Consider the following 18,141-nt stretch of genomic DNA (forward strand, 5'->3'; position numbering starts at 1 on the left):
CATGGGACTGACCCTCGACGGCAAGCTGGTGGTCGCCATCTCCAGCCGTGCTTTGTTTGACTTTGAAGAAGAGAACCAGGTCTTCGAACAAACCGACGACCACGCCTACATGCAGCTCCAGCGCGAGCGGCTGGATGTACCTGCCAAGCCCGGGGTTGCCTTTTCGCTGGTGAAAAAGCTGCTGGCCTTCAACGAAACTCCGTCGCAGCGGGTGGAGGTGGTCATCCTTTCGCGCAACGACCCCGTCAGCGGCTTGCGCGTCATGCGCAGTGCGGCGCACTATGCGCTGCCTATCATTCGCTGCTCGTTCACCCGAGGCGAGTCGCCCTGGCGCTATCTCAAGCCTTTGCGGGCTAACCTGTTTTTGAGCACCCACCTCAAAGACGTGCGCGACGCCCTGGCAGCCGGCGTGCCTGCTGCGCAGGTCTACCCCCACAGCGCACATGCCAGCGACGCACACCCCGCCGAAGTTCGCATTGCCTTTGACGGCGACGCCGTGCTTTTCAGCGACGAGGCAGAGCAGGTGTACCAGAGCGGCGGCCTGACTGCTTTCCAGAAACACGAGATGGACAAGGTGGGCCAGCCCCTGCCCGACGGCCCCTTCAAGCCCCTGCTGGTCGCCTTGCACCGCATGCAACAGGCCGCCATTCCGCACATGCGCATCCGCACGGCGCTGGTCACCGCCCGCAGTGCACCCGCGCACGAACGTGCCATCCGCACCCTGATGGACTGGAACATTGAAGTCGACGAAGCCATGTTCCTGGGCGGCCTCGACAAAGGCGAGTTCCTGCGCGAGTTCGAGCCGGACTTCTTCTTTGACGACCAGACAGGACACATCGAATCTGCAGCCCGTCATGTCCCCAGCGGCCATGTGGCAAGTGGCGTGCGCAACTAGATTTGTTTCAAGCGTGTAAAAGCCGGAGCTGCTTTGGTAAACCAATGTAAAACCGACTGACACGCAGGACATGCAGGTCTATCCTGCATGTCATGTCCTTCGCACGCATTCCCCCCAACTCACCTGCCCCCCCGCGCAGCAGGGATGCGGCGCATGAGCACCCCGGTGTCGAGCAGACCTTGTCTGCCAACGCGGAAGCGTGGCGACGACTGGCAATAGTGGGTTACCACCGCGCCTCCGAGCTGGTGCGTGCGCGACAACCAGCCAGCGCCCCCCATGACCCGGCTGACGGTCACGAGGCGCCCTCCAGCGATCCGCACCAGAGCGGTTTTCAGAACCTTTAGGCCTCGGGCTATGCGGCGGGCGCTAATATCCCGCTAGCTTCAGGCTTGGTGCATTCCGCACGGCCGGCCCCGACTTCCAACCGAGATTTTCTGCATGGCATTTGTGGCATCCGCGTCCGCCAAATGGGCGACGTTCAAAGCATTCATTCTTCGCGCCGTGGCACTGTCCACTCCCTACTTTTCGTCGGAAGACAAATGGAAGGCCCGCGGCATGCTGGCGGCTATCGTGGCCCTCAACCTCGCGCTGGTTTACATGGCAGTGGTTTTCAATGACTGGAACCGGCTTTTCTATGACTCGCTGCAGGAAAAGAATGCCGCCGTCTTCTGGGAGCAATTGGGCCGCTTCACCTACCTCGCGTTCGGCTTCATCGTCATCGCGGTCTACAAGTTTTATCTGACGCAGCTGCTCGAGATGCGTTGGCGCGCGTGGATGACCAACCACTACCTGCACAAGTGGATGTCACACCAGGCTTTTTATCGACTGGAGTTGGCGCGTTTCGCGCCATCCGCACACGCCCACGGTGCCAACCCGGACAACCCTGACCAGCGTATCCAGGAGGACATCAACCAGTTCACTACCTTCACCATCTCCTTGAGCATGGGTCTGTTGAATTCCGTGGTCACTTTGGTGAGCTTTGTGGGAATTTTGTGGTCACTCTCAGGCGCCTTTGCTTTCACATTGGCCGGGCAGCAATACTCCATACCCGGCTTCATGGTCTGGATGGCGGTGCTGTACTGCGCTGTAGGGAGCGTGATTACCCATTACATCGGTCGCAAGCAAATCCCCCTCAACTTCGAACAGCAGCGCGTGGAGGCGGACTTCCGCCACCACATGGTGCGCGCCCGCGAATACAGCGAATCCATTGCGTTTGACCGTGGCGAGAACGTAGTGCGCGAGCAGATGGCCCAGCGTTTCAGCCGGGTACTGGCCAACAACCTGGCGCTCATCAAGGCGCAGAAGGGCTTGATCTGGTTCACCAGCTTCTTCGGGCAAGCCGCCGTGGTGTTTCCGTTTGTAGTGGCGGCCCCGCGCTTCTTTAGCGGTGCCATTCAACTGGGACAACTCACGCAAATCTCTGGGGCATTCGGACAGGTCCAAGGGTCACTGAGCTGGTTTGTGGACACTTACAGCAGCCTGGCCAGCTGGCGCGCCACGACCGACCGACTGACCGGCTTTGAAGAGTCTTTCAAGGCTCTGGCGCAGGTGGAATCTGCGCAAGCATCTACCAAAACTATAGCAACCGCAGGTCCTTTGGATACTGAGCCTCTGCGCATTGCCCTTCCCAACGGCACCACGCTGCTGGAACACACCCGCCTGCATGCACAACCGGGCGACCGCATTCTGTTGCAAGGCCCGTCAGGCAGTGGCAAATCCACCCTGTTCCGCACATTGGCCGGTATATGGCCCTACGCACAAGGTGCCGTGGATCTACCCGCTGACAGCATGTTCTTGCCTCAGCGTGCTTACTTCCCCAACGGACCCTTGCGTGAGGCGCTCGCCTACCCGGAGGTAGCTACCCGTTACAGCGACGCCGAGTTGCAGCAGGTGCTGCGGGACGCAATGCTGCCCCACCTGGCAGATGCGCTCGACACCGTGGATGCATGGAGCCAGAAACTCTCGGGCGGGGAACAACAGCGCCTGGCCATTGCCCGGGTGCTGCTCAAGAAACCGCAATGGTTGTTTGCGGACGAAGCCACCAGTGCACTGGACGAAGCGGCCGAGGCCGCGCTCTACCAGCGCCTGTGCGATGTGGTGGCCCAGCGGGGCGGGGCTTTGGTGTCCATCGCCCACCGGCCGGGCGTGGCGGCATTCCACAACCAGCGTTGGGTGTTGGAGTCTCGTGCTGCTGCCGCAGACGCTGGCAGCTCTGCGCCTCAGGCTGCTGCTTTGTTTACCTTGTCTACAAAGCCGGCATAACCCTTAGCCCGGAGTTCACATGCCGGGCAAGTGCCGCAGCCGTAGCCCCAGGCGTGGCGATGGGTGCGGTCGCCCAGGTAGCAGGTATGGGTGTGCTCGACAACCAAGTCAACCAACGCATTCCCGCCGCCTTGTACGCCGGAGCGCTCACCCAATTCATGGGCGAGCTCCCAAGTCTGGGCCTTGTTGATCCACATGAGGGGTGTTTCGATCAGGAAGCGCTGGTCCATGCCCAGGGACAAGGCAAGCTGCAGCGCCTTCATGGTGTCGTCACGACAGTCGGGGTAGCCGGAAAAGTCGGTTTCGCAGACACCGGTCACGATCACCTGCAAGCCGCGGCGGTAGGCCAAAGCCGCTGCCAGGGTCATGAACAGCAGATTGCGTCCGGGTACGAAGGTGTTGGGCAGGCCATTGGCCTCCATCCTGAACGCTGTATCCCGTGTGAGGGAGGTCTCACTCACCTCACCCAGCACCGCCAGGTCCAGCAAGTGGTCTTCGCCGAGCTTGACTGCCCATTGCGGAAAGCGGGTCGTGATCTCGCGCAGCACGTTCAGCCGCGCCGCCAGCTCCACGTTGTGGCGTTGGCGGTAGTCAAAAGCGATGGTTTCTACGCGCTCGTAGCGCGCCAGGGCGTGGGCGAGGCAGGTCGTGGAGTCCTGGCCACCGGAAAAAAGTACAAGTGCGGAGGTATGCATGACCGCGATGTTAGAACACCGCGCACCTTCTGCGTTGCGGGCCCTGCGGTACAGCGCAATCGGCTGCTACAGGTTTTCGGTCTTCTTGACCTTGCTGGGCGTGTAGACCAAGGCTTGTTTGGCCAACTGCCCCGGCACCTCGGCGGGGGATATAGGCTGGGGTGTGCTCACCTGGTTCTTGACCTGCTCAATTTGGACGGCGCTGGCACTGGCCGTCCACATGGTCTTGAGGTGGTCCATCAGCACCTGCGAGATAGGTTTGGGCGGAGGGTCCTCCACTTTTTCCTTCTCCGGCCGATGAATAGTCCAATCCTTGGGCACGGCTGCCTCGGAGCCCTTGATCGACGGATCAGACACACTTTGATATGGCGCTTCTCCACTGGACTGGGGCTTGAGTGCCGGGTTCACCTTGTCAATCACGTCCGGCGTGGACTCGATCGACGTGGTGGCACTCACAGACGGGTTGACCGGAGCAACTGGGATAACCCTATTTGCCCCAGACGACACCGCATCTGCGCCGGCGGGGCGCATATTCGGGGTTCGTTCAATGGTTGGCAGTTGCATTTTGGGTAGGCCTTTCGGCCCCTCCGGTGGCTTTTAGGAGTTGACGTACGTTTCTTAACGGCAGATTTAGGGGGTTATTTAGGCCTTTTTCCAAAAATATTCGAAAAAAATTGCCAAGACCCGGGCCCAAAGCACGCTCTATTGCACCAAAGAGGTGCAAACCCCGCATTGCACGGGGTTGTCGGGTTCGTCAGGCGGGCTCGAAGCCCAGAAGTGCAGCCGGACCGGCGCCGGAAGTCGCGGGTGCTGAAGGCAAGGTAAACCGCCCCACCAATTGATCCAGCAATGCAGCCTGTTCACGCAGGGAAGCCGCCGCCGCTGCGCTCTGCTCCACCAATGCGGCATTCTGCTGGGTCATTTGTTCCAATTCACTGACCGCCGCGCTTACTTCATGCATGTCCTGGCTTTGCTCAGCGGTGGATGCAGTGATTTCCGCAATGATTCCACTGACTTTCTGCACCGCCTCCACCACGCCTTGGATGGTTTGTCCGGCGCCGTCTACGAGCTGCGAGCCGTGCTCCACACTTTCTACCGAGCTGGTGATCAGGGTTTTGATCTCCTTGGCGGCTTCGGCACTGCGACCGGCCAAGGCACGCACTTCACTGGCCACCACCGCAAAACCCCGTCCCTGCTCACCGGCTCGAGCGGCCTCGACCGCAGCATTCAGGGCCAGAATATTGGTCTGGAATGCAATGCCGTCAATCACCGAAATAATGTCAACGATCTTGCGGGATGAGCCGTGGATCGAATGCATGGTGCTCACCACTTTAGAAACCGATTCCCCGCCGTTCTCCGCAACTGAATAGGCAGAACCGGCCATGGCATTGGCTTGGCGGGCTGCCTCAGCCGACTGTTGGACGGAACCATTCAAGCGCTCCATGGAGGAAGCTGCCCGCTGCAAGTTGTAAGCCGTGGTTTCCGTCCGGTTGGAGAGATCCTGATTTCCGTGGGCAATTTCCGAACTGGCCACCGTGATACTTCCGGTGGATTTGTGAACCTGCCCTACCAGTTCTGCCAAAGATTGAGCCATGTGCGCGAGCGAACGGAGCACGTCACCCATTTCGTCTTTGCGATCGGTGTGGATGCGCACACTCAAATCGCCTTCGCCGATGGACTTGGCGACTCTGACTACCTCGTCCAGCGGATCACACACATTGCGCTGCAACATGCGCGTGCCGATGGAGATCAATGCAATGATCAGGGCCATGATGCCGGCCACGGACCACACAGTACGCATGCGTTCGGCGCCGGCCTTGTCCCGCAGAGCTGTAGCGCCTTCTTCCGTCAATTTCACCAAAGCTTGCTGTGCCGCAAGAAAAGCGGTGAGCTCTGGCTGGGTGGTAGATCGGATTTCAGCGAGAACTGCCGCGGTGTCCCCACCGGCACGCAAAGATTCCGCTTTGGCAATGGACGCCTTTAACGATAGCGCCTTGGCCTTGACCGCATCCAGAGCCGCCCGCTCCGCGGGACTCTGCATCAAGCGCTCAAGATCCGCCTGCAATTGCGATTCTTCGCGCGCACCGGACTCCCTGCCAGATATCAGCAGTTCAGATGCAGCCGCATCCGTGGACAGGGCAGCCCCGATGCCACGCAAGGCCTGGGCTTGTGCCAGACCGTACCAACGGGCACTCATTTCGAGTTTGCTTTGCTGTTCCGACTGCTCGGCCACGGTCATGGCCTGGGAGCGGATGGTCCGGATAGCGGAGCCTGACGCCATGGCTACCAAAGCCACACTGACCGAGATGGCCGGCAACCAGAGTTTGAGTGCGATGCTGAAATTCTTCATACGCTCTATCCTGAAAACGGGTGGCCCGCAGTATCAGGACAAAGCGCCGTGCCGGTCAATAGCGCACGAGTGTGCGGTAGGTCAAAACAGCTTTGCCTTCTGCGGGAACTGTCACCTTCCAGACAGCCATGTTTGACGCGGCCTTGGTGTGTGCCTGGCTGGTGCTCAGGATCTGCCAATCACCGGGGATGGGCTCCTGCACCGTCACAGTGACCGCTTCTTTTTTGGCGTTCTTGAGCACGATCTCATACGCACTCTCTGACACAAATCCGTATTTGCCGGCGTTGGGCAGGCGTTTGAAGTCGGTTTGCTTCTTGTCTGCCGTGACGTCAAACGCATTGCCCAGCTTGAGGCGGACCTTTTCATTTTTGGGAATGTGCTCGATCCGGTCTTCACCGATGAACTGTGCATTGCCGGCACTGTCTTTCTTGTAGACCCGGACCACCCCTTTGGGCAGAGGCAAGCCCAAACGGGCATTGTCTTTGTTGTCGAACTCCAGAAACACACCTACCTTGAGCTTTTGGCCCAGCTCACCAGACGCGCCCTGGTAATAGTAGTCGCCACCTTGCAGCACCATTTCTTTGCGGGCCGGCACGCCGTTGGCGGAGAGCAAGGCCACCTGTTTGGTCTGATTTTCGGCGATGGTGGTCGGACGGTCTAGGGTGTAGAGGTGGTATTCGAACAAGGACTCTTCTGCCATGGAGCTGTCCGCCTTGGCCATGGCCGGAGCCGCCATCAATACCGCCCTCCCGCGAACAGCCATTTCCGGTGCAGCCTGATTCACGTCGCCGGCCACCAACTGGAGTTTGGCGTTGCGGTAAGAGGCACCACTGGTATTGGTCAACGTGACCCAGCCCGACATGTCAATGGCATCGTCCGCAGCATTTAATTCGACCACGTAATCGGCCTTCCAGGACAGGCCACCCGTCAGGTAACTGAGCTCCACATCCTGGCTGGCTGCACCGGTGTTGTTCAAAGACATGACCAGTGTGGGGCGATCGCGGAGATTGGCTGGCACATCGTCAAAGACCAGCCGTCCGGGGACACCGGTTTCTATGCGGTCGCCGATCTTCAAGACGACTCCGTTATTGGCCGAAAGCACCGTGGCAGCTTCTACCGTTTCCTGGCCAGTTGCCGCATTCGTGCGCACGACCTTGACCTGCCGGCCTACATATTTCTCAAGCATTTTCTGGGGGGTTAGCAGGTCAAAATCAAAGTTCTGCTCCTGTACCTTCAGGGCGCCTGGCGAACTCAGGCTGCGCAGCAAAGCCGTTTCAGGCCGCATGCGTGCGCTCACGTCACGAAATGCAAGAGCCAGCGGGCCGCTCTTGAACGGGATCTTGCGCACGTCTTTCACGAGCGCCAGGTTCTCGTTATAGATGGTGACAGCGACTTCCTGCTGGTCAGCCAAGCTGCTGCGCTGCTCCACTGGTTGTGCATGGCCGGACAAAGCAAAACTAAGCAGCACACTACTGGCAGCGAAAGGAGCAGAAACGCGCATGAATATCCTTTTGTTGAAACAATCTATGCGCACAACGCCCTGGACCGAGGATGGGCTGACGCGCTTGCATTGTGTTACCAAATTTCACCCGGCGTTTGGCCGGCGGTTAGCATAGTGCATGGCCCTGATACCGCACTGGATCCAACACTACCCCCGCCACCATTTGCGGGACGACGTCCTTGCCGGTCTGGTACTCACCGTTCTGGTCATACCGCAGAGTCTGGCCTATGCACTATTGGCGGGCTTGCCTCCGCAGGCGGGGCTCTATGTGAGCATATTGCCCGCCATCGCTTATGCCTTGCTCGGAAGCAGCATGGTGCAAGCGGTAGGACCTGTAGCCATCACAGCCATCATGACGTACAGCGTGTTGAGTCCGATCGCCCAACCCAGTTCAGCGCACTACATCCAACTGGCAGCTTGGCTGAGTTTGTCATCCGGCCTGCTGATCGCTGCATGCGGCGTGGCGAGGCTGGGCTTTCTGTCCCAGCTTTTGAGCCGCCCGGTTGTCAGCGGTTTCGTTGCCGGGTCGGCCGTATTGATCATGGTGAGCCAAGCCAAATTCATTCTTGGTGTTGAAGTTCAAAGCAATTCCACGGGCCAGACCCTGCGCCTCCTGGCTCAGCAGCTACCCAACACCAATCAAGTCACCTTGATGCTGGGTCTGGCTTCCATTGCGGCGCTCACCGCGGCCCGCTTGGGGCTCAAGCATTGGCCGGTGTGGATGCGCATCTCGCCCTTGCTGGTGTTGCTGGTGACCACTCTTGTCGTCTCCTCACTTGATTTGGATTCCAAGCATGCGGTAGCAGTGGTAGGCGCCATCCGCCTGGATGGAATGTCTCAGGTGTTTACCCTGCCGGAGTTGGCGTCCCTCCAAGCATTGGCGGGGCCTACCTTGCTGATTTCCTTCATCGGCATGGTGCAGTGCATCACCATGGCACAAGCACTTGCCGCCAAACGGCGGGAGCGCATCGATGCGAATCGGGAGCTGACCGGCTTGGGCGCAGCCAACATTGCTGCGGCCTTTAGTGGTGGCATGCCCGTGGGTGGGGGCTTGTCTCGGTCTGCCATCAACGTGGCGGCCGGCGCGCAAACGCCTCTGGCCGGCGTGGTCTCGGGGCTTTCGATGGTGATATTGGTACTGGTGGGCACGGAATGGCTGGCCAAACTCCCGCTGGCAGTGCTGGCTGCCAGCATTGTGGTGGCCGCCTGGGGGATGATTGATGTGCGAGCACTGCGCCAAGCTTGGGGTTACGACCGTGCAGATGCGATTGCGTGGCTGGGTACCGCTATGGGGGTGCTTGCTCTCGGTTTGGACACCGGAATAGCCATGGGCATAGGACTGTCCTTGGCGACGCTGCTGTGGCGTTCCAGCGCACCGCATATTGCAGCTCTCGGTCGGTTGCCGGGTACATCTACCTTCCGGAATGTAGAACGCTACGAGACTGAGACCTTGCCGCACGCGCTGTTGCTGCGTATCGATGAGAGTCTGTTCTTCGGTAACCTGCAAGCGGTCGAAGCCCGCCTGAGCCTGGAATTGGGACAATCAGAACAGATTGAAGATGTAGTCTTGGTGATGACTGCGGTCAACCGCGTTGACACTTCAGCCATGGAAGTTCTCGCAGACATCAACCGCGATCTGCAAGAACGCGGCATAAAGCTCCATTTCGCAGAGGTCAAAGGCCCGGTGCAAGACCGGTTGATGCACACCGAGCTGTGGACCGGCTTGTCAGGCCAGGTGTTTCAGTCGGTATCTGAAGCATTCCATGTTTTGCAGAGCAAAAGACTTCCCGCTGCGGACGCAGCACTCGCTATTTAGGACGCGAAGGACTCTTGGGGCAAGCGTTGTGCTGCGTGCGCGAGCACAAAGTCTGCTATCCGACCGACATCGCTCAAGTCCAAATGCGGCACGTTTCTGGGGTGCGACGCAGAATCGCTGGCAACCGCAATCACGCCGGGCCACGCGGGCCAAAGCGTGGCCTTGCCCTCGCTGGCACGCCAGACTTCCAGTTTGGGAAACTCACCACCTTTAAAGCCTTCGACCAGTACCAGGTCACAGGCCTGCATGCGATCCAGCAGATAGTCCAGCGAGGGTTCGGGTTGGCCACGCAATTCATGCATCAGTGCCCAACGTTCCCGCCCCAACAACAGTACTTCGGAGCATCCTGCTTCGCGCAGGCGGAACGAGTCCTTGCCCGGCCGGTCGATCTCGATGTCTTTGTGGCTGTGCTTGATCAGTGATACCCGCATTCCCCGTCCGGTAAGCTCGGGAATCAGCCGCTCCAGCAAGGTGGTTTTACCCATGCCGGAGTGACCAGCGATGCCGAAAAAGCGCATGTACAGATTTACTCGACGGTCACGCTCTTGGCCAGATTGCGCGGCTTGTCGACATCGGTCCCTCGCGCGCAGGCGGTGTGATAAGAGAGCAGCTGCAAGGGCACTACGTGGAGCAAAGGAGAGAGCTCACCATAGTGCTCTGGCATGCGGATCACATGCAAGCCTTCGCCACTCTCGATCTTGGTATCCGCATCGGCCAAGACATACAGCACGCCGCCACGAGCGCGCACCTCGTGCATATTGCTCTTGAGTTTTTCCAACAGTGCGTCGTTAGGCGCCACCGTCACCACCGGCATCTCGCTGGTTACCAAAGCCAAGGGGCCATGCTTGAGTTCACCGGCGGCATATGCTTCGGCGTGGATGTAGGTGATCTCCTTGAGCTTGAGCGCGCCTTCCATGGCAATGGGGTAGTGCAAGCCACGGCCCAAGAACAAGGCATTTTCTTTCTTGGCAAAGTCTTCCGCCCATGCCATCACCTGAGGCTCCAGGGCCAGAACTGCTTGCAGCGCGGCCGGCAGGTGGCGCATGGCTTTGAGGTGGCGAGCCTCTTCCGCATCGCTCAAGCGACCCTTGGCTTGCGCCAGGCACAACGTCAACAGGAACAGACCGGCCAACTGCGTGGTGAAGGCCTTGGTAGACGCCACCCCGATTTCCACGCCTGCGCGGGTCACATACGCCAAGCTGCATTCGCGCACCATGGCACTGGTCGCCACATTGCAGATGGTCAGCGTGTTCTGCATACCTAACGACTGGGCGTGACGCAATGCTGCCAAGGTGTCGGCTGTCTCTCCACTCTGCGTGATCGTGACGACCAAGGTGTTCGGGTTCGGCACGGAGTCGCGATATCGGTACTCGCTGGCCACTTCTACATTGCACGGGATCTTGGCAATGCTCTCGATCCAGTACTTGGCCGCGCATCCGCTGTAATAACTGGTGCCGCAGGCCAGAATCAAAACGCTGTCAATCTGCTTGAACACCCGCGCAGCGTTAGCGCCGGGTGCGTGGTTCGCTTGCTGGTCAAACAACTCGGGGACTATGCCTTCCACGCCTTCGAGCGTGTCGGCAATCGCGCGGGGTTGCTCGAAGATTTCCTTCTGCATGTAGTGGCGGTAGGGCCCCAGCTCTGCGGCACCGCTGTGGGCCAGCACGGTTTTGACCGGGCGCTGCGCAGGTGCAACCGCTTTGTGTGCCCTGTCCACCAGCCAGTACTTGCCCAACTGCAAGTCCACCACATCGCCTTCTTCGAGGTAGACGATCTGGTCCGTCACACCTGCGAGCGCCATCGCATCGCTGGCCAAAAAATGTTCTTGCCCGTCTTTGCCGACACCCAGTATCAGCGGCGAGCCAGCCCGCGCACCGACCAGCCGGTGCGGCTCGTCTTTGCAAAACACGGCAATCGCATAAGCGCCGTGCAACTGCAAGACGGCGGCTTTGACCGCCTCGAACAAGTCGCCGTCGTAAATACTGTCGATCAGGTGGGCAATAACTTCCGTATCGGTTTGGCTGTGAAAGACATAGCCCTTGGCTTTCAGAGCCAATCGCAGGTCATCGTGGTTTTCGATGATTCCGTTGTGGACCAGTGCAATCCGGCCGGGTTTGCTCTCTGCATCCGCACCGGGGCCGTGGCTGAAATGGGGATGCGCGTTATGCACCACCGGAGCTCCGTGCGTGGCCCAGCGTGTGTGAGCAATGCCCAGGTGCCCTTGTACGGCACCAGCCGCCACTTGCTCAACCAGCTCGGCCACGCGAGACGTACTGCGGGCACGTCGCAAGCCATTGAACGGAGCGCCACCGTTACTAGCTTCGTCTTGCGCATACACCGCCACGCCACAGGAGTCATACCCCCGGTACTCCAGCCGCTCCAGGCCTTGAACCAATACGGGAACGATGTTGCGGGTCGAAACCGCGCCGACGATGCCACACATAGACAGTCTCCAATTCAAACAATGGTGTGGATGGTAGAACTTTTCTAAGAAATTTATGCTTGTTTTTTTATATCAATTGAATGAAAATTTCACTCAATCTTCATTCTGAAATTTAAATTCATTATTTTATTAATTTTGAATTGATGGAGCTAGACCTTACCGACCTTCAACTGCTGGCGCAATTGCAAGTGGATGCCAGCTTGAGCAATCAGGCCCTGGCAGAGCGGGTGCATACCTCGCCCCCTACCTGCTTGCGCCGGGTCAAGCGCTTGCATGACGCCGGGTTGATTGAGCGGCAAGTCGCCATCCTGAACCCGCAGCGCATGGCAGAGGTCATAGGCCATGGTCTGACCGCCATTGTGGAAATCACGCTGGACCGGCAGGACACCGGCGCGCTGGAAAAGTTTGAAGCCCGGGTGGCGGACGACTTCAGCGTGCAACAGTGCTATCGCGTGTCACCCGGTCCTGATTTTTGTCTGGTAGTGCACGCCAAAGACATGCCGGACTATCAGGCGATCACGCAACGTCTTTTCACAAGCGATGCCAATGTGCGCAACGTGAAAGCGTTTTTCAGCGTCAAGCGCAGCAAATTCGGCGCAGAACTGCCACTGCGCTAACGCAAGCCGCTCATGCCGCCGCATACCGCTTGGGCATCAGCCAGCATCAGGGCGGTTTGCTCTGTGAGGTAATCCAGGAACACGCGGGTGCGACGCGGCAAATACTGGCGGCTGGGCAATGCTGCATACAAGTGCACCTGCCCCGCCACCCAAGGCGCGAGCACGCGCACCAACTCACCTGTGGCCAGCAATGGCCCCACCAACTCCACGGTGCAAGGGGTGATGCCCACACCGTCCAGCGTGGCGGCAATCAGGGTTTCAATGTGGTTCGAGCTGATCACCGGTGTGAGATTCAAGTCCACCGTTTCTTGCGGATTCGTTTCATTGCGCAAGTGCCAACGCTTGTGGCGGGCAATGCTGCCCGAAAGCTCCAAACAATCGTGTGCGACCAGCTCATCGGGAGTTTGAGGTATGCCTTTGCGCTGCAAATACGAAGGCGCTGCCACCAGAATGCCGTGCGTCGTCGCAATTTTCCGGGCCACGATGGTGCCGTCGTATGCCTCATCTGCCGCAAAAAGTGTCACATCATGCTCTTCGACCGAGGGCTCTTCAAACGATTCCACCCGGATGTGCAGCGTGATCTTGGGGTACTTGGCACGGAACCCAGCCAGCAAGGGAGCCAACAAGTAGGTGGCCAGCACCGGCGTGGCCAGCACATGCAGCTCCCCGGCAAGCTCCTGGGTATGCAAATTGGCTAAGGCATCAGCCTCGTCAATGTCCTGAAGAATGGCGCGCACCCGGGCCAGATAGGCCTCACCGGCTTCACTCAAAGAAACTTTCCGCGTCGAACGGTGGACCAAACGGGTCCCCAAGTGTTCTTCCAGATCGGCCACCAGTCGCGTCACAACGGCCGGCGACATATCCAAGGCTCGCGCGGCAGCTGCAAAACCGCCTTCGTCAATGACTCGCTGAAACACCCGCATGGATTGCAACCGGTCCATAGCACTTTCCTTTTCTCAACAAGAACTCGATTGTTTCCAAATCAGCAACGCTGAAGTTCTATTTGGATAGTTTATCTTTGTTTTGAGAAATTTTACAGTTCATCCCATCGACGAGACGCAAACGAAATAAACGCCCCATCGATGCTGTTCAGACGGACTGAAACCCGCCGGAGCGGAATCTTCAACTTTGAAAGGAACTTCATCATGAACAAGACTACTTTTGCTGCTATCACCTTGGTTCTCGGCTCTTTGTTGGCCGGTCAAGCTTTCGCTACTGACGCTGCTACCGATGCCAAGGCTGCCGACAAGCAAGCCGTTGCCGCCAAGGCAGCTGACGGCAAGTCCGCTGACGCTTACGCTGACCTGGACAAAATCAAGAAGTGGTAATCCGCACTACGGCCCACAGGCCGTAAGCGCAACCCTCACCAGCCCGGCACCGCCGGGCTATTTTTTTGCCTGTGGGAAAGACAGACATGCCAGCGCGCCGCCCTGCTCTCTGGGCACAAGGCTGATGGTCGCGCCCACTTTGGCCAGCAGGCGTTGAGCCGTCAGCAGGCCCACACCCAAACCGGGAAACTGCTTGGCGGAATGCAATCGGCCAAACACCTTAAACAACTTGTCTTGCATCGCCGGGTTGAAACCGGCACCGTTGTCTTCCACCCACAGCTGCACCTTTCCCTCCGGAGCTTGATGGACCGACACGGAAATCACAGGCTCCGCCACCTTGGCCGTAAATTTGAAGGCATTGGCCAGAACCTTTGACAGCGCTTGCCGAACTATGGCCTCATCAGCCAGCACCTCGAGCGGGGCGGGCACATCCACAGTCACAGCGACAACTCGATCAACAAAGCCTGCCTGCACCTCCCGCACGCATGACTCCACCACGGGAGCCAGTTCAACAGCACCCGGCAGTGCCTGTACAGCCCCAAGGCGGGACAGGGCCGTTAAAGCGTCCAGCAACACGCCCATGTGATCGGCGGAGGCCGTGATGGTGCGCAGAAAGTCAGCACTTTCGCCAGTGAGCTGGGCACCGGCTTCCTCCTCCAGCAAACGCGCAAACGACACCAGATGGCGTAGCGGCGCCCGCAGGTCGTGAGACACGGTGTAGGTGAACTCCTGCAGCTCAGCGCGGCTGGCGGCAAGTTCTACCTCCAACTCTTGGATACGTTGTTGCAACCGGTGCTCGCTGCTGTGCATGTTCACCTCTCAGGCTTTGGGTTTCTTTGCCGGACGGCTCCAGTTGGCAATGCTCACCTGTTTACCGCGCGCCACACTCAGGGCACCGGCTTCGGTGCTCTTGGTAATGGTGGAGCCGCCACCAATGGTTCCGCCTGCTCCAATGGTGACGGGCGCGACCAACACGCAATTGCTGCCCACATGCACATCCGCCTCAATGACAGTGCGGTGTTTGTTGGCGCCGTCGTAGTTAGCGGTAATGCTGCCTGCGCCATAGTTCACCCGCTCACCGACTGTGGCATCGCCCAAATAAGCCAAGTGGTTGGCTTTGGCGCCGGCGGCTAGGGTGGAATTCTTCACCTCCACAAAATTGCCGATATGCACCTCCGCGCCCAACTTGGCGCCAGGGCGCAAGCGGGCGAAGGGGCCAATCAACGCGCCTGCACCCACTGTCACGCCCAACTTCTCGCCATCAATGTGAGTGAAGGGGTGAATTACTGCGCCCGCCTCGATCACACAGTTGGCGATCACACAGTTCGCGCCGATCGACACTCCCTCGCCCAGACTCACCTGACCCGAAAAAACACAATTCACATCGATGCTGACGTCATGAGCGCACAACAGGTCGCCACGCACATCGATGCGCGCAGGGTCGGCCAGCCGCACGCCTTCGTCCATCAAACGGTGGGCTTGCTGCGATTGATAGGCACGCTCCAGTTCAGCCAGCTGCACCGGACTATTCACCCCGGCCACTTGCACGGGATCCGAAATCTTGTGCCCCACCACCGCCACGCCATCGGACACAGCAAACTTCACCACGTCGGTCAGGTAGTACTCGCCCTGGGCGTTTTTGTTGTCCAGGCGTGCCAACCAGGTTTTGAGCTGCGCCGCAGGCACCGCCATGATGCCGCTGTAAATCTCTGTGATCGCACGTTGTGCCTCTGAAGCATCTTTGTGCTCCACAATGGCTTGCACCGCGCCACCCGCATCGCGCACGATGCGCCCGTAGCCAGCCGGGTTACTTTGTTCCAGTGTGAGCAGCGCGAGTTTGTTGCCGCCACAGGCCTGAATGAGGTGGAACAAGGTATCGGATTGCGTCAAGGGCACGTCGCCGGAGAGCACCACCACCACGCCATCGTCCGGCAGCACCGGCGCGGCTTGCTGCACGGCATGGCCGGTGCCGAGCTGCGGCTCCTGGCGCACAAAATTCAAGGCAAATCCGGCGCTAGCGCCCGTGAAATCTGCGCAAGCCGCTTCCACTTCCATAGCACTGTGGCCGGTGATCACCACCACGTGACGGGCCTGAAGGTCCGCGGCGGTTTCCACCACATGCTGCAACAAGGGGCGCCCGGCCAAGCGCTGCAGGACTTTCGGGATTTTGCTGCGCATGCGGGTGCCTTTGCCCGCCGCCATAATGACCACGTCCACCGGAGCGTGTGCCGGTGCGCCACTTGAAAGATGGGGATTGGAAGTCAATGCCATGCCTTTGTTGAATTCTGGAACGTTAGTTCGCGCGGGGGGTGTAGCCCGGCGCTGGTGCGCCATTATCTGCCTGCTGGCAGCGGGTCTGACCCTGACAGGTTGCGGCGCGGTGCGACTGGCCTACAACAACGCCCCCGACCTCACCTACTGGTGGCTGGATGGCTTTCTGGACCTCGACAGCGCGCAGAGCGCGCGCCTGCGCAATGACTTGAATGCCCTGCAGACATGGCACCGCAAAGAAGAGTTGCCCGCAGTTGCCGAAATGCTCAAGAACCTACAAGCCGCGTCTCCCCAGCCCGTGGCTGCCGATCAGGTATGCCAGCTATCGCGCTACCTTGAAGGCCGGTTCCAGGCCGTGCTCGACCGCGCCACGCCGACGGCCTTGGCGCTGGGCCCCACATTGAGCAACGCCCAGTTAGACCATTTGGCCCGCTCATGGGACAAGCGCAATGCGGAATGGCGGGAGGAATGGCTGGACGGGTCCCCGCAGGAACGACTGAGCCGGCGCCTGAAAACCACCATTGATCGGGCCGAAGGCTTTTACGGCCGGCTCACCGACGTCCAGAAAGCGCTGATCCGCAGCCAACTGGAAAGCTCGCCTTTCGATGCGGCCATCCAATATAAAGAGGTGTTGCGGCGGCAGAGAGACGCACTCCAAACCCTGCGCGCGCTCAAAGCCGGAGCGTCCAGTGAGATTCAAGTGCAGGCCGAAATGCGGGCCCTGTTGGTGCGCAGCCTGCAGTCGCCTGACACCACGTTTGTGCAATACACCGAACGGATTCGCAGCCATTTCTGTGAATCTGCCGCAGAGCTTCACAATGCCACCAGCCTGGCCCAGCGCACCAAACTGCAGCAAACCTTGCAGGGCTACGAAAACGATGTTCGCGCTCTGATGCAACGCTGAATCACCATGAGCACCACCGACTCCGGATTTGCCGACTATTGCTGCGAACTATTGGCCAGCCTGGGACCCTGCCACGCCAAACGCATGTTTGGTGGTTGGGGCATCAGCTGCGATGGCTTGACGGTGGCCGTGATCGCGGATCTGGGCGATGGCGACACGTTGTGGCTCAAAGCCAGTGCCGACAACCGTGCCATCTATGAAGCGGAGGGCTGCAAACGCTTCGTTTACACCGCCAAAGGCGAGCCACGTGGCATGAATTACTACAGCGCCCCTGCCGACGCCATGGAGTCACCGGCCTTGATGCGGGATTGGGCACAGCTCGCCTGGCAAGCGGCGCTTGCAGCCCGGAAACCCCCATCGGCCAAGGCCAGGAAAAAATCGGTGCCGGGCCGCCCCAAGCCGGTTTAGCCGCCTCGGGGGGCAGCGACCCGCACAGCGGTGGAGCGTGGGGACACCTTTACACCGGCCAAACCACTCCGTGGTCGTTGAGGATGGCATCCAGCGGCATATCGTGGGCTTCCGGCTCAAAATCATCCACAAATCCGGTGCCAAAGCCCAAACCTACCGTAAAGGGTTTCGGGCTCAAGCTGGCCAGCATGCGGTCATAAAAACCGCCGCCATAGCCCAAGCGGTACCCGCCGGGACCATAGCCCACGCAGGGCACAAACAGCAGGGTTGGCACGATCAGCTCGGTGTCTTTGGGCTTGGGAATGCCATAGGCATCCTCTTCCATCGGGCAACCGGGATACCAAGCATGAAAGGTCATGGTCTTGTGGGCGCGGTTCACTACCGGCAAGCCGATGCGGCGCGGCTGCGGCTGATCGATCAGCTCACCGTCTTCTTTCCAGCGGTGCAAGGCGGGCAAAGGATCAAACTCGCCTTTGATCGGCCAATAGGCACCGATCACCGCATCCGGCCGGCCTACCAACCAGATGCGCATCACGCGTTGTAAAAGATCGGCACGCTGTAGTCGATCCGGCATCGCCAGACGTTGATCCAACAGGGCCTTGCGAAGGGCTTTCTTTTGTGCAGCTTTGCTGTCGTCCGAGTTGTCCATAA

17 protein-coding genes and 1 pseudogene are annotated in these 18,141 nt (G+C 59.4%); 8 read left to right on the forward strand and 10 right to left on the reverse strand.

All coding sequences use genetic code 11. The features are described from left to right. Position 1: 1 nt before the first annotated feature. The 3 genes from AEP_RS08930 to AEP_RS08940 all read left to right on the forward strand — a co-directional run bounded on the left by AEP_RS08930 (position 2) and on the right by AEP_RS08940 (position 3,157). Positions 2 to 895: a 5'-nucleotidase gene (locus AEP_RS08930; protein WP_087495057.1), complete on the forward strand. Its 894-nt coding sequence runs from the start codon at positions 2 to 4 to the stop codon at positions 893 to 895. 92 nt (positions 896 to 987) lie between these two features. Next, entirely contained in the window at positions 988 to 1,239 is a 252-nt protein-coding gene (locus AEP_RS08935; protein ID WP_087495058.1) for a hypothetical protein, read from the forward strand. Between the two features lie 94 nt (positions 1,240 to 1,333). Continuing rightward, a complete protein-coding gene (locus tag AEP_RS08940) occupies positions 1,334 to 3,157 on the forward strand; it encodes an ABC transporter ATP-binding protein/permease (protein ID WP_087495059.1) in 1,824 nt (607 codons plus the stop codon). Here AEP_RS08940 and queC read toward each other — a convergent pair. The 4 genes from queC to AEP_RS08960 all read right to left on the reverse strand — a co-directional run bounded on the left by queC (position 3,115) and on the right by AEP_RS08960 (position 7,703). Next, positions 3,115 to 3,852 (reverse strand): 7-cyano-7-deazaguanine synthase QueC, encoded by a 738-nt coding sequence (gene queC / locus AEP_RS08945; RefSeq protein ID WP_087495060.1) that lies wholly within the window; start codon positions 3,850 to 3,852, stop codon positions 3,115 to 3,117. The genes AEP_RS08940 and queC overlap by 43 nt on opposite strands. A gap of 66 nt (positions 3,853 to 3,918) precedes the next feature. Next, entirely contained in the window at positions 3,919 to 4,416 is a 498-nt protein-coding gene (locus AEP_RS08950; RefSeq protein WP_157673117.1) for a hypothetical protein, read from the reverse strand. A 190-nt stretch (positions 4,417 to 4,606) separates the two neighbouring features. After that, positions 4,607 to 6,202 carry a methyl-accepting chemotaxis protein gene (locus tag AEP_RS08955; protein WP_087495062.1) on the reverse strand — a complete coding sequence of 532 codons (1,596 nt, stop codon included), beginning with the start codon at positions 6,200 to 6,202 and terminating at the stop codon, positions 4,607 to 4,609. 55 nt (positions 6,203 to 6,257) lie between these two features. Continuing rightward, positions 6,258 to 7,703, reverse strand: coding sequence for a DUF4139 domain-containing protein (locus tag AEP_RS08960; protein ID WP_087495063.1), 1,446 nt, complete (start codon positions 7,701 to 7,703; stop codon positions 6,258 to 6,260). Between the two features lie 118 nt (positions 7,704 to 7,821). On the opposite strand from AEP_RS08960, the gene AEP_RS08965 reads away from it, so the two are divergent. Then, positions 7,822 to 9,519, forward strand: coding sequence for a SulP family inorganic anion transporter (locus tag AEP_RS08965; RefSeq protein WP_087495064.1), 1,698 nt, complete (start codon positions 7,822 to 7,824; stop codon positions 9,517 to 9,519). On the opposite strand, the pseudogene mobB reads toward AEP_RS08965, so the two are convergent. Both mobB and glmS read right to left on the reverse strand, forming a co-directional pair. Next, positions 9,516 to 10,028, reverse strand: a pseudogene (gene mobB, locus AEP_RS08970) (molybdopterin-guanine dinucleotide biosynthesis protein B); the annotation flags it as partial. The gene AEP_RS08965 and the pseudogene mobB sit on opposite strands and share 4 nt — an antisense overlap. Positions 10,029 to 10,045: 17 nt before the next feature. Beyond that, a complete protein-coding gene (gene glmS, locus AEP_RS08975) occupies positions 10,046 to 11,962 on the reverse strand; it encodes a glutamine--fructose-6-phosphate transaminase (isomerizing) (RefSeq protein ID WP_087495066.1) in 1,917 nt (638 codons plus the stop codon). A gap of 143 nt (positions 11,963 to 12,105) precedes the next feature. Between glmS and AEP_RS08980 the strand changes: the two genes are divergently transcribed. Continuing rightward, on the forward strand, positions 12,106 to 12,579 hold the full coding sequence (locus tag AEP_RS08980) for an Lrp/AsnC family transcriptional regulator (protein WP_087495067.1): 474 nt from the start codon (positions 12,106 to 12,108) through the stop codon (positions 12,577 to 12,579). Here AEP_RS08980 and AEP_RS08985 read toward each other — a convergent pair. Further along, positions 12,576 to 13,520, reverse strand: a complete 945-nt coding sequence (locus tag AEP_RS08985) for a LysR family transcriptional regulator (protein ID WP_087495068.1) — start codon at positions 13,518 to 13,520, stop codon at positions 12,576 to 12,578. The genes AEP_RS08980 and AEP_RS08985 overlap by 4 nt on opposite strands. Before the next feature lie 204 nt (positions 13,521 to 13,724). Between AEP_RS08985 and AEP_RS08990 the strand changes: the two genes are divergently transcribed. Further along, complete coding sequence (locus tag AEP_RS08990; protein WP_157673118.1) at positions 13,725 to 13,907, forward strand: hypothetical protein; 183 nt, start codon at positions 13,725 to 13,727, stop codon at positions 13,905 to 13,907. Positions 13,908 to 13,964: 57 nt separating this feature from the next. On the opposite strand, the gene AEP_RS08995 is transcribed toward AEP_RS08990, so the two are convergent. Both AEP_RS08995 and glmU read right to left on the reverse strand, forming a co-directional pair. Beyond that, positions 13,965 to 14,717 carry a sensor histidine kinase gene (locus tag AEP_RS08995; RefSeq protein ID WP_087495070.1) on the reverse strand — a complete coding sequence of 251 codons (753 nt, stop codon included), beginning with the start codon at positions 14,715 to 14,717 and terminating at the stop codon, positions 13,965 to 13,967. Positions 14,718 to 14,726: 9 nt separating this feature from the next. After that, on the reverse strand, positions 14,727 to 16,178 hold the full coding sequence (gene glmU, locus AEP_RS09000; protein WP_087495071.1) for a bifunctional UDP-N-acetylglucosamine diphosphorylase/glucosamine-1-phosphate N-acetyltransferase GlmU: 1,452 nt from the start codon (positions 16,176 to 16,178) through the stop codon (positions 14,727 to 14,729). On the opposite strand from glmU, the gene AEP_RS09005 reads away from it, so the two are divergent. Both AEP_RS09005 and AEP_RS09010 read left to right on the forward strand, forming a co-directional pair. Next, positions 16,177 to 17,082, forward strand: a complete 906-nt coding sequence (locus AEP_RS09005) for a DUF6279 family lipoprotein (protein WP_087495072.1) — start codon at positions 16,177 to 16,179, stop codon at positions 17,080 to 17,082. The two genes, glmU and AEP_RS09005, sit on opposite strands and share 2 nt — an antisense overlap. 6 nt (positions 17,083 to 17,088) lie before the next feature. Then, entirely contained in the window at positions 17,089 to 17,490 is a 402-nt protein-coding gene (locus AEP_RS09010) for a TfoX/Sxy family protein (RefSeq protein WP_087495073.1), read from the forward strand. Positions 17,491 to 17,539: 49 nt separating this feature from the next. Here AEP_RS09010 and AEP_RS09015 read toward each other — a convergent pair whose 3' ends face one another. Next, positions 17,540 to 18,139: a 5-formyltetrahydrofolate cyclo-ligase gene (locus AEP_RS09015; RefSeq protein ID WP_087495074.1), complete on the reverse strand. Its 600-nt coding sequence runs from the start codon at positions 18,137 to 18,139 to the stop codon at positions 17,540 to 17,542. Positions 18,140 to 18,141: the final 2 nt, after the last annotated feature.

The organism is Curvibacter sp. AEP1-3 (genome assembly GCF_002163715.1).
Lineage (GTDB): Bacteria > Pseudomonadota > Gammaproteobacteria > Burkholderiales > Burkholderiaceae_C > Allorhodoferax.